We start from the raw sequence: 10,877 nt of genomic DNA, 5'->3' as shown, positions 1-10,877 counted from the left end.
TCGGCGTCTTCCGCTCCGTCCGACGCCCCGTCTACGACACGCTGATGGCCGACCAACTCGAAACCGCCATCGAACAACACGGCAAGGGCGACCTCCGTCCGCTGCTCACCGGCAAGGACACCTGGACCGTCGCCGGCTGACAGAGGGCACGCACACCCGACGAAGCCCGGCCCCCGCACGCGGGGGCCGGGCTTCGTCCGTCAGGAGAGGCATGAGGCGAGGGGCGGCATACCGTTCCACGCATAGCTTTCCAGTAGACAACGGCTAGTGCTACTGTCTATTCTGGTTCCACCCTCTCCGTGCGGAGCGGGTGCGTCGCCGCTCGCATCGCGGCTCGTGGTGTGGCCCCGTATGTGCGGCCGGGGCCACGCCGCCCCCACGTCCTCGCGCGGTCCCACCGCGTCTCCACCCTCGACTCACCAAGGGAAGTGCCCACCGTGCTCACCAGGATCGCCGAACTCGCACTGCGCAGAACCCGGTTACTTCTTGTGATCGCCGCCGCCGCCGTCGTGCTCATGGGCGCGTTGGGTGTCGGGGCCTTCGGCAAGCTGCTCAGCGGCGGCTTCGACGACCCCGACGCACCCTCCGCGCGCGCCCAGAGCGTCATCGACGACAAGTTCGGCGGCGAGACGGACCTCGTCCTGCTCGTCCGTGCCGTGGACGGAAGCCCGCTCGACTCGCCGGCCGTCGAGGAGCGGGGTCGTACCCTCACCGACGGACTCAAGGAGGACTCGAAGGTCGGCAACGTCATCTCGTACTGGGACACCGGGGCCGAGGCCCTGACCTCCCACGACGGCAAGAAGGCCCTCGTCCTCGCCCATGTGAACGGTGACGAGAACGAACGCGCCGACCTCGCCAAGGAACTGATCGAGGAGTACGGCGGCGTCAAGAACGGCGTCGACGTCCAGGCCGGCGGCCTCTCCGCGATCATGAACGATGTCACCACCCAGGTCGGCAAGGACCTCGCGGTGGCCGAGGCCATCGCCGTACCCATCACCCTCATCCTGCTCGTCCTCGCCTTCGGCAGTGTCGTCGCGGCGCTCCTTCCGCTGGTCATCGGGATGTTCGCGGTCATGGGGACCTTCGCCGAGCTCTTCGTCATCGGCAGCGCCACCGAGGTCTCCGTCTTCGCGATCAACCTGACGACCGCCCTCGGCCTCGGCCTCGGCATCGACTACGCGCTGCTGCTCGTCAGCCGCTTCCGCGAGCAGCTCGCCGCGGGTGCGGAGGTCGACGACGCCCTGCGCCGTACCGTGCAGACCGCCGGCCGGACGATCGTCTTCTCGGCGGCCACGGTCATCGCCGCGCTCGCCGCGCTGCTCATCTTCCCGCCCTTCTTCCTCCGTTCCTTCGCCTACGCGGGCATCGGCGTCGTCCTCATCTCGGCGCTCAGCGCCCTCTTCGTCATCCCGCCGATGCTCGCCGCCCTCGGGGCGCGGGTGAACAAGGGCCGCCTGCCCTGGGCCGCACGCGTGCAGCGCACCGACACGCCGTTCTGGGGCAAGCTCGCCGCCCTGGTCATGCGCAGGCCCGCCCTGACCGCGCTCCCGGTCCTCGCCATCATGCTGCTGGCCGCGAGCCCCCTGCTCTCCGTCACCTTCGGCACGCCGGACGAGCGCGTCCTTCCCGAGAGCGCGGGCAGCCGCCAGGTGGCCACGCAGCTCCAGGCGGACTTCCCGGGCGACGACAACAACGCCGTACAGATCGTCGCGCTGAACGGCGCCACCGGAGCGGCCTTCCAGGAGTACGCGAAGGAGGTGTCCCGGCTGGACGGCGTCGAGCAGGTGGCCACCAGCACCGGCTCGTACCGTGACGGCGCCGCGGGCAAGCCCGGTCCCGCCGCAGCGGCCCTCGGCCGCGACGACGCCCAGCGGCTCGTCGTCACCATCGGCCACGAGACCAAGTCGGAGGAGGCCCAGAGCCTCGCCAAGGAGATCCGCGCGGTCGCCCCGCCCAACGGCACCGAGGTGCTCGTCGGCGGCCAGGACGCCCGCCTGGTCGACTCCAAGCACTCCATCGGCGTCCGGCTGCCCATCGCCGCCGGACTGATCGTCGTCACCACCTTCATCCTTCTCTTCCTCTTCACCGGCAGCATCGTCCAGCCCCTGCGCGCGCTCCTGCTGAACGCGGTCAGCCTCGCCGCCTCGGTCGGCGTGATGGTCTGGATCTTCGAGGACGGCCATCTCTCCTCGTGGCTCGGGTTCACGCCGCAGCCGCTGGACACCTCGATGACCGTGCTGTTCTTCTGCGTGGCCTTCGGACTCTCGATGGACTACGAGGTGTTCGTGACCAGCCGGATGAAGGAGCTCCACGACGCGGGTCACGACCGCGACACCGTGGTGACGCAGGGACTGGCCAGGACCGGACGGATCGTCACCGTCGCCGCCGGTCTGCTCTCGGTCAGCTTCTTCGCCTTCGGCACCAGCGACATCAGCTTCCTGATGATGTTCGGCATCGGCAGCGGTCTCGCCGTGGTCATCGACGCACTCCTCGTGCGCGGCGTCCTGGTGCCCGCGGCGATGCGGATCCTCGGCGGAGCCGCCTGGTACGCCCCGCGGAGTCTGCGCAAGCTGCACGACCGTGTCGGCCTCAGCGAGGGAGACACGGCGGACGACACCGAGCGGCAGCCGGTTCCGGCCGCCTGAACCGCCCGGACATGACCGTGGCGGCCGGCGCTCATACGTCGCCGACCGCCACGGAGTCCTGGCTCGTGTCAGTACAGGGGGTCGGGCTTCATCAGGCCCAGGGCGATGAGCGCCCGTGAGACGAGGCTCACCGCGGTGATCCCCAGGACCTGGGACGTCTTGAACGCCGGCGGCAGGCTCATGACCGTCCTCCGCGCGGCACGGTGACTGCTGTGCGGGCCGAACAGCCGGTAGACGTGGGGTGTCTGGGAGCCGCACCAGAGCCGGAGGGCCAGCCGCGGGTCCAGGACCAGGGCCGGGTGCCACGGCAGGCATCCGAGCATCTTGGCGAAGTCGAGCATGTAGTGGTTGTAGTGGACCAGGGTCCGCAGGTCGGGGTTGCCGTGGAAGACCTCGTTCTCGTACGACGCCTGCCGCTCGATGAGGTTCTGGAGCCGCACCCGGTCCGGCAGTGCCTTCTTGCCGCTGCACAGCAGGGCGAAGTAGCGGCTCTGCATCTCGGAGCAGGCCGGAACCCCGCCCGCGGCCGGCCGGGCCCAGCCGATGAAGACCACGCCGAGGCCGAGATCCGGATGGATCATGTGCTTGTACAGCCTGCGCACGTCGGTGACGTTCACGTCCTTGAGGATGCTGAAGTCCTCGACGTAGCCGGTGTTGAGCATGATCGTGTCGATCTTCTCGCGCCGGCCGTCCTTGAAGAGGACGTAGTCCTTGCCGAGCCGCTCGATCCCCGAGGCGTTGACCGTCAGGGTGCTGTCGACGATCCGGTGGATGAACGCGTCGTTCTTCGTCAGGAAGTGGTTGAAGAAGTGTGGGTTCTTCGAGTTCCAGTCGGCCACGGCGCGGGCAGCGGCGGTCTTGCCCCGGCTCTTGTTCCGGTTCATCCCGAGCCGCATGAAGGTACCGGCGGCGGCCAGGGGGACCGAGTGGAGCAGCTGCGAGGTGTACGCGTCGTTGGTGAACGGTCGGCCGGCCGGGTACCGCTCGACGATCGGCTGGTAGCGGCGCACGGACAGGGTGCAGCTCTCCGTCACCTGGGCGATCTCGTTGACGACGTCCGCGGCCGTCTCGCCGATGCCCACGCAGAGGACCCGCTTGCCGCGGAACGGCTCGGCGTTCCGGTAGTGGGCCGAGTGGACGATCTCACCCGCGAAGTCCTCCTGGCCGGGCAGGTCGATGTAGTTCGGCACCCGGTGCGTTCCGGTGGAGATGGCGACCGAGTCGAACCGGTGCACCGTCCTGTTCTCGGGCGCGTCCACCGGGGCGACCTCGACGTCGTACCCGCCGCTGTCGTTCTTCGCCACGCTCAGCACGTCGGTCCCGTACCGGATGGTGGGCTCCAGGGCGAACTTCTCGGCGAAGTCCCTCAGGTACTGCCGGTACTCGGCCGCGGACCAGTAGAGCCTCTCCTGGCCCAGCGGCGGAGGGAAACTGGAGAAGGTCATCATGTAGTTGGAGATGGTGAGCATCGTCGAGTCGTAGGCGCCCGCCTCGTCGGCTCCGACCTCTTCCCTGAACACCCCGCCGAGATCGGTGTTGCGGTCGAAGCAGGTCACCGCATGACCTTCGTCCAGGAGCTCCTTTACCGCGACCAGTCCCGATGGGCCGGCGCCGATGACACAGACACTCTTCCTCATGCTTACCTCTCCGCCTCGGAGTGTTTCCTCTGATGTGACGTGCTCTCGCTGGGGCCGGACACTCCGGTCGGGTCAGCGGCTTTCGAAATGGACCGGCAGGCTCTCGTAGCCGGTGAGGAAGTTCGAGTAGATGGGCCGGGGCGTCCCGCGCAGCTCCATCCGCGCGACCTTGTCCACCAGCGCGCTCAGCAGCGCCCGCAGTTCGGCCCGCCCCAGGAAGGCGCCCAGGCAGTAGTGCGGTCCGTGGCCGAACGACAGGTGCCGGTTGGGCGTGCGGGACAGGTCGAACCGGCGCGGCTCGTCGAAGACGGACTCGTCGTTGTTGGCCGAGATGTTCCACAGCGTGACGATGTCGCCGTCGCGGATCAGCTGCCCGCCGACCTCGAAGTCCTCGACGGCGGTGCGTGCGAGGTGGATCCCCGGGGTCGCCCAGCGGATCACCTCCTCCACCGCCGTGTCGAGGGAGACCCGGCCCGACCGCAGCGCGTCCCACTGATCCGGGTTCTCGATGAGCGCCAGCACCGCACAGATCGCCGAGAGCCGGGACGTCTCGTCGCCGCCGAGGATCAGGCTGTAGCAGTTGACGGCCATTTCCTCGACGGTCAGCTGCCGGCCCTCGAACTCCGCGGTCGCCAGCATGCTGATGACGTCGCCGCCCGGGCTGTCCCGCCGCTCCTGGGCCAGTTCCATGAAGTACAGCACGATCTCGTTGCGGGCGCCGATCGCGTCGAGCGCACTGCTGTCCGCACGGTCCGACGAGAGCGCCATCTTGTTCCACTGCAGCAACTGCCCGCGGTCCGCGGCCGGAATGGAGAGCAGGTCGCAGATCGTGTTCATGGGGATCTTCTCGGCCACCTCGGCCGCGAAGTCGCACGTCCCCCTCTCGACCACGGCCGACATGAGTTCGTCGGTACGCTGCCGGACCTTTTCGACGACCTCGCCGAGGACCCGGGGGGTGAACGCGGTGAACATGAGATTCCGCAGGCTGCGGTGGCGTGCGCCGTCGGTCACCGCCAGCATGCTTCCGCCGGCCGAGTCGTCGCCGCGCAGCACGACGTCGAGGACGTTTCCGCGGGCGGAGATCAGAGCCGAATGATGGAAGAGCGACTGGATGTCCGCGTAACGGGACACCACCCAGAAACCGGGATTCCGGTCCGTGGGCTCGTGCCAGTAGACGGGACGCCGCGCACGCACCTCGCGCCAGAACTCGTGCACGTCGTTCTCGGCGAAGGTGGCCGGGTCGGTCAGGTCCAGGGAACGAACATCGAGAGCGGGCTGACTCATTGCCTCAGACTGACAGCGGACTTGGGGGGCCGCCCGGAATCTTGCCGGTTCCTTTCCGCCACGACCCGCTGCCGGGAAAGAGTTTCGAGGCATCCGACCTGCGGCCACCGGGCTGTGGCACGCGCGTATTTCGGCCTCCCGGCCAAGTGATGCGAAAGACGGCTTCCGATGCGTGGTACCTCCTGATTGTCCGACGGCTTGTCAGGCCTAGACTCTGCGGTCTCGGAGCCGCCCGCATCGCGGCGCCGACGGCACGGAACAGTGAAGGAAGCGGAACTGTGCAGTCCCCCAACTCGAGGCCCGGCAGGCTCGGGCGACCGCCTCGACTGTCCCGAGACGCGATCCTCGCGGCCGCGCAGCGCGTGCTCGACGAGGAAGGGGTGGAGCACCTGTCCATGCGGCGCCTGGCCAGGGAGCTGTCCAGCACGCCCATGGCCCTCTACCGCCATGTGCTGGACAAGGACGAGCTGTTGATGCTGCTGCTCGACGCGTACGTCCGGCGGATCCCCCGGCCCGAGTTCCCCGAGCACCCGCGTGAGCGCGTCGTCGCCGGTGCGCAGACGCTCCACGACATCCTCGACGACTGCCCCTGGGGGGTGGAGGTCCTCGCCTCCGACAAGTTCGTGAGCACCTCCGCGACGTGGATCGTGGAGAGCATCGTGGACGCGCTGGTGCTCTGCGGGCTGAGCCCGGCCGACGCCGTCTACGCCTACCGCGTCATCTGGTTCTACCTCGTCGGCGAGCTGACGGCGCGGCCCTTCAGGGAGCGGGCCACGACCTCCACCGATGACCGCCGGCGGGGCCTCGAAGCCGTGATCGACGGGCTGCTCAGCCAGAACACCCGTTGAAGCGGGCCGGTTCCCCGCCGCCCAAGAATGCGGAATCTATAGTTCCGTTATAGCGGCCACTTAGCCTCTCCTAAGTCGAGCTTGACCAGGACGACTCCGAGGCCAGAATGAGGGCGAGCCGATTTTTCGTACGCGTATGCTGCGGTCATGCGTCCTTGCGGTGGCGAAGGGGGAGCCGGGTGAGTATTGATGTCCTGGTATTCGATGAACTGCATTTGTCCCGGGCCTCACTCACGGCATTACTGGATCAGCGTGGCGAGATCAGGGTCGCCGGAGCGGTGGACAGCAATCGGGCCGCACTCGAGTTCGCGGAACTGTGCCGGCCGGATGTGACGATCATCAGTTACGAGGGCCGGGACGACGAAACCATCGAGATAGCCGAGAAGATATCGAGCCTGCCGGACTGCCGCACCCTGCTGCTGGCCACCGCCTGCACCCGGTCGGTCGTCCGCCGGGCATTCACGGGCGAGATCGCCGGCATGGTCCGGCGCAATGTCTCGCCCGGGCGTTTTCTGGAGGCCATTCGCATGGTGCATCAGGGCGAGCGGGTCTTCGACGCCGCGCTGACCGTCGCGGCGGTGGCGAACGAGGACTGCCCTTTGAGCGTGCGTCAGCTCTCCGTGCTCGAACTGCTCTCCCGTGGAGACACGGTGATGGAGATCGCGGGAAAGCTGTGCCTTTCCGAGGGCACCGTGCGCAACTACCTTTCCGACGTGGTGACGAAGTTGGGCGTGCGGAACCGGATCGACGCGTTGCGCGTCGCGCGGGACGCGCACTGGATCTGAACCGACACCCTGTTCCGGATTCCCGGGACACGGTCGTCCCGGCCGGGTGACAAACACACACCCGGCCGTTCGCTTCTCCTGTTGCCGACCGCCGATCCGCCCCCATACGCTGGTCGGGAATTTCGATTGGACCGACGTCATTCGAATTCTCCGACTGCACATTCCGGCCGGCCGAAGCGTTCCGCTCTCCATGACGTGATCCGGGCACGGCACCGGTCGGCACGCCACCTCTCAACGGTTCGGAGCGCTGATCCCATGGAACCCCGCGGCCGACGCGTCGGCCGGCCACGCCGTCTCTCGCGGGAGGCGATCCTCCGCAGCGCCGAGCGGATCCTCACCGAGGAGGGGGCGGAGCACCTCTCCATGCGCCGCCTGGCGAAGGACATGTCCAGCACGCCCATGGCGCTCTACCACCACGTCAAGGACAAGGACGAACTGCTGCTCCTCCTGCTGGAGGTACGCACCGAGCGGCTTCCCCCGGCCGAGCTGCCGCGCGAACCGCGTGAGCGACTCCTCGCCGGCGCCCGCAGCCTCCACGAGATGCTCGCCAACTGCCCCTGGGCGGTGGACGCGCTCACCCCCGACGGCCGCGTGAGCACCCCCACCGGACGGATCGTCGAGAGCATGATCGATGCCGCGGTCGCCTGCGGACTGAACCACGAGAAGGCCCGCCACGCCTACCGCGTGATCTGGTACTACACCCTCGGTGAGCTGCTCGTCCGCTTCAACCGGGAGCGTGCCCGGCGGCGGGGCGACAGCACACCGTGGGAGCGGGCCATGCTCTCGCTCGACCCGACCGCCTTTCCCCTTCTGGCCGGACTGGGAGGCCAGTTGACCGAGATCGCGGGAACGGGTCACTACCAGCGAGGACTCGAAGCCGTCGTCGACGGACTCCTGAGCCAGGGCGTCGCGTGACGCCACCGCGCCCCTCCCCGGAGCGCCGGTGAGTGGTCAGGCGCTCGTCCACGGCCTGAACTGACGTAGCCCGTAGAGCAGGGGCGGCCGCGGACGAAGCCGTACGATGCGGCGCACCTCGCCGAAGACGATCACATGGTCGCCCACGGTCTGGGTCAGGGAGACCCCGCAGTCGGCCACCGTATGCGCGTCACGCACCAGATGGGGCCCGGAGGCGTCCGGGTCCTGCTCCCACGGGAGCAGATCGAACCGGTGCGGATCGCCCGATGCGAACAACTCGGCGGCGTCCTGGGCGCCTTCGTGCAGCAGGTTGACCGTGAAGGCGCCACGGTCCAGGGCGGCGCCCAGGGTCGGGCTGCCCGAGCGCAGGCACACCAGCAGCGTCGGCGGTGTGAGGGCGACGCTGCACACCGAGGAGCAGGTCATGCCCCACGGCGCGCCGGTCGCGTCCACGCTGGTGACCACGCCCACCCCGGTGGGGAAGCCGCTCATCATGGCGCGGAACTCCCCGGGCGACGCCTCGGCCACCGTGACCTGGGGCGAGTGGGCCGCGGTCGAGTGCTCGCTCATCGGGTGCTGCCTTCCGTTGCCACGGTGCGGGGGAGTACGGCGGGTTCCGGCACGGCGCCGCGCCGCTCGGCCCGGTCGACGACCTGGAGCAGCGGCCCCGTCATGGCCGTGGTCGCCAGGGCCATCACCACCAGGGCGAGGACCAGCGGCGCGGGCAGGATGCCCGCGCTGTACCCGGCTTCGATCACGATCAGCTCGGTCAGCCCCCGGGTGTTCATCAGGACACCGATCCGGAGCGCCGGCAGGCGGGGCGAGCCGGCGAACCGCGCGCCGAGGTAGCCACCCAGCAGCTTGCCCACGCAGCCCAGCACCAGCGTGCCGACGATCAGGGTCCAGGACGCGGCGGTGAAGGCCTTGATGAGCACGGTGACGCCCGTGACCACGAAGAAGACCGGCGTCAGGAGCCGTCCGGTGTGCGACACCGCGGCCACCGGCTTGGCCCAGGGGGCGAGGTCCTCGCCGGGGATCGCCAGGCCGACCATCGCGGCGCCGACGATGGCGGTCATGCCGGAGTGCTCGGTCAGCATCGCCGTACCCAGCGCGGCACCGCCCAGCAGGACCGCGGTGGTCCTCGGCATCCTGCGGCACAGCCGGCGCGCCGTGCCGGTGCGCAGCCCGAGCCGCAGCAGGAGGGCGCAGCCGCCGCCCGCGAGGAGGGCGCCGAAGGACTCCCACAGGCCTCCGAGGTGGCCCGCGCCGAGCCCGATGGCGAGGGTGAGCAGGATCCAGCCCATGCTGTCCATGACGATGGCGGAGGCCAGCGAGAGCCGTCCTTCGGCCGAGTCGTTCAGGCCCCGGTCGCCGAGGATCCGGGAGAGCACGGGCACCGCGGTGATCGACATCGTCACGGCGACCATCAGGAAGAACGCGGGCAGCGGCGCGTGGCCGCGGGCCGCCTCGTCGTGGGTGAGCCCGATCAGACCCACCAGCAGCAGGCCCGTGGCGAGGGGCACCACGAACGCACCGGCGGTCAGCGCCGTGAGCGCCTGCCGCGGCGGGCCGCCGGGCCCAGGCCGCAACTTGTGGGCCAGGCCGACCAGATAGAGCACGATCCCCGTCTGGCCGACCAGCTTGAGCACGTCGATGACGGCGGCCGGCAGCAGGGCGTCGAACAGGGCGCGGTCGGACAGGGCGAGCACGACGGGTCCGACCAGCAGACCGACCGTGACCTCGCCGACCACCTCCGGCTGACGCAGCCACCGGGCGGCGGCCCGGCCCGCGCGGGCCAGGAGCAGGAGGGCGGCGAGCGCCACGATCACGTGCACGGCTCGTGCGAGGAAGTCCGATGGATCCATGATGGTGGGGGCCTTTCGTGGCCGTTCCGGTTCGTTCGGTCTCTCACAGGGCGCGCGGCGGTCGTGGGCCCGCGCCGGCGTTCCGGCGGGCGGTGCGTCGAGGAGCCGGCCGTCGGTGTCGGTGCCGTCGGCCGGACCGGTCGACGCGCGCGTCAGCGCCGCTCGGGGACCTGCGGATAGCGGGCGGCGATCGCCTCGCTCGCCCTGGGGCCGCGGGCGAAGAGGAAGTCGGCCGTGTCGAGGCGCCGGCCGGTCACCCGGTCCACCACGACCGGGTCCGCCTCCGCACCCGTCGCGGCGTCGACCACGATGAGGCTGCGGTCCTCCGGGCACAGCCGGTGGTTGCCGTAGGCGGCCATGGCCAGGATGAGCGGGCGCAGGGCGCGGCCGCCGTCGGTCGGCCGGTACGTCCGGTCCTCCGGCGCCGCCGCCCCGTCCTCGGTGTCGAGCAGGCCCCGCGTGACGAGCTGGTCCATGCGGTCCCGCAGGACCTCGGCGGGCGTCTCCAGGTTGCGGCGGATCGCCTCGAACCGGTCATGGCCGTCGAGGACCTCGTGCAGGATCTCCAGGGTCCACCACGGGCCGATGACCCCGACCGTACGGGCCAGCGGGCAGTCGGGGATCCGCGCCTTCGGCCCGGCCTGCGGGGAGGACTCCGTGCGCCCACCGTCCGTGCCGCTCACGCGTTCGCCACTCACCGTCAGCTCCCCTGGGCGATCGGAATGGTCTCTGTGCCCAGCCTGTGGTGTCGCCGGGTCCGAGGAGGACGACCGGAAAGAAAACGGCAAGACCCGGTCGGGGCTCCTAGTGCCGCATCAGGCAACGTTCGCCCTGTCGACGACGGCGCGTAGGTGCCGGTCGTCGGCGTGGCGGTTTCGCCAGATGATGTAGCGGCGGA

General features: G+C 69.7%; 9 protein-coding genes and 2 pseudogenes. 5 read left to right on the top strand and 6 right to left on the bottom strand.

The features are described 5' to 3' along the window. Both ACFUJR_RS37125 and ACFUJR_RS37120 read left to right on the top strand, forming a co-directional pair. Positions 1-140: pseudogene (locus ACFUJR_RS37125) on the top strand (2-oxoacid:ferredoxin oxidoreductase subunit beta); the annotation flags it as partial. A 297-nt stretch (positions 141-437) separates the two neighbouring features. Continuing rightward, a complete protein-coding gene (locus ACFUJR_RS37120) occupies positions 438-2,645 on the top strand; it encodes an MMPL family transporter (RefSeq protein ID WP_383178876.1) in 2,208 nt (735 codons plus the stop codon). Positions 2,646-2,713: 68 nt separating this feature from the next. Here ACFUJR_RS37120 and ACFUJR_RS37115 read toward each other — a convergent pair whose 3' ends face one another. Next, positions 2,714-4,282 (bottom strand): flavin-containing monooxygenase, encoded by a 1,569-nt coding sequence (locus ACFUJR_RS37115; RefSeq protein WP_383178879.1) that lies wholly within the window; start codon positions 4,280-4,282, stop codon positions 2,714-2,716. 72 nt (positions 4,283-4,354) lie between these two features. Beyond that, positions 4,355-5,566 carry a cytochrome P450 gene (locus ACFUJR_RS37110; RefSeq protein ID WP_383178882.1) on the bottom strand — a complete coding sequence of 404 codons (1,212 nt, stop codon included), beginning with the start codon at positions 5,564-5,566 and terminating at the stop codon, positions 4,355-4,357. A 278-nt stretch (positions 5,567-5,844) separates the two neighbouring features. Here ACFUJR_RS37110 and ACFUJR_RS37105 point away from each other — a divergent pair, with 278 nt between their 5' ends. From ACFUJR_RS37105 to ACFUJR_RS37095, 3 genes are all read left to right on the top strand, one after another. Continuing rightward, a complete protein-coding gene (locus ACFUJR_RS37105) occupies positions 5,845-6,414 on the top strand; it encodes a TetR/AcrR family transcriptional regulator (RefSeq protein WP_383178885.1) in 570 nt (189 codons plus the stop codon). Positions 6,415-6,593: 179 nt separating this feature from the next. Further along, positions 6,594-7,199, top strand: coding sequence for a response regulator transcription factor (locus ACFUJR_RS37100; protein ID WP_383178888.1), 606 nt, complete (start codon positions 6,594-6,596; stop codon positions 7,197-7,199). Between the two features lie 255 nt (positions 7,200-7,454). Further along, on the top strand, positions 7,455-8,114 hold the full coding sequence (locus tag ACFUJR_RS37095; protein ID WP_383178891.1) for a TetR/AcrR family transcriptional regulator: 660 nt from the start codon (positions 7,455-7,457) through the stop codon (positions 8,112-8,114). Positions 8,115-8,150: 36 nt separating this feature from the next. On the opposite strand, the gene ACFUJR_RS37090 is transcribed toward ACFUJR_RS37095, so the two are convergent. From ACFUJR_RS37090 to ACFUJR_RS37075, 4 genes and pseudogenes are all read right to left on the bottom strand, one after another. Beyond that, positions 8,151-8,684, bottom strand: a complete 534-nt coding sequence (locus ACFUJR_RS37090) for a flavin reductase family protein (protein ID WP_383178894.1) — start codon at positions 8,682-8,684, stop codon at positions 8,151-8,153. Beyond that, the gene (locus ACFUJR_RS37085; RefSeq protein WP_383178897.1) at positions 8,681-9,979 is read right to left on the bottom strand and encodes a cation:proton antiporter; all 1,299 of its coding nucleotides are present in this window, start codon (positions 9,977-9,979) and stop codon (positions 8,681-8,683) included. Before ACFUJR_RS37085 ends, ACFUJR_RS37090 begins: the two co-directional genes overlap by 4 nt. A 152-nt stretch (positions 9,980-10,131) precedes the next feature. Continuing rightward, positions 10,132-10,677 carry a winged helix-turn-helix transcriptional regulator gene (locus tag ACFUJR_RS37080; RefSeq protein ID WP_383178900.1) on the bottom strand — a complete coding sequence of 182 codons (546 nt, stop codon included), beginning with the start codon at positions 10,675-10,677 and terminating at the stop codon, positions 10,132-10,134. A 117-nt stretch (positions 10,678-10,794) separates the two neighbouring features. After that, positions 10,795-10,877, bottom strand: a pseudogene (locus ACFUJR_RS37075) (transposase); the annotation flags it as partial.

Origin of the sequence: Streptomyces sp. NPDC057271 (genome assembly GCF_042668715.1) — a bacterium.
Classification (GTDB): domain Bacteria; phylum Actinomycetota; class Actinomycetes; order Streptomycetales; family Streptomycetaceae; genus Streptomyces.
Note: the sequence above shows the minus strand (reverse complement) of the source record. Positions and strands in the feature narration are given on the sequence as shown.

What these genes read in the sequence shown, in the direction of transcription:
- ACFUJR_RS37115 (WP_383178879.1), bottom strand. Translation starts at nt 4,282, where the DNA reads ATGAGGAAGAGTGTCTGTGTCATCGGCGCCGGCCCATCGGGACTGGTC.
- ACFUJR_RS37110 (WP_383178882.1), bottom strand. Translation starts at nt 5,566, where the DNA reads ATGAGTCAGCCCGCTCTCGATGTTCGTTCCCTGGACCTGACCGACCCG.
- ACFUJR_RS37095 (WP_383178891.1), top strand. Translation starts at nt 7,455, where the DNA reads ATGGAACCCCGCGGCCGACGCGTCGGCCGGCCACGCCGTCTCTCGCGG.
- ACFUJR_RS37090 (WP_383178894.1), bottom strand. Translation starts at nt 8,684, where the DNA reads ATGAGCGAGCACTCGACCGCGGCCCACTCGCCCCAGGTCACGGTGGCC.
- ACFUJR_RS37085 (WP_383178897.1), bottom strand. Translation starts at nt 9,979, where the DNA reads ATGGATCCATCGGACTTCCTCGCACGAGCCGTGCACGTGATCGTGGCG.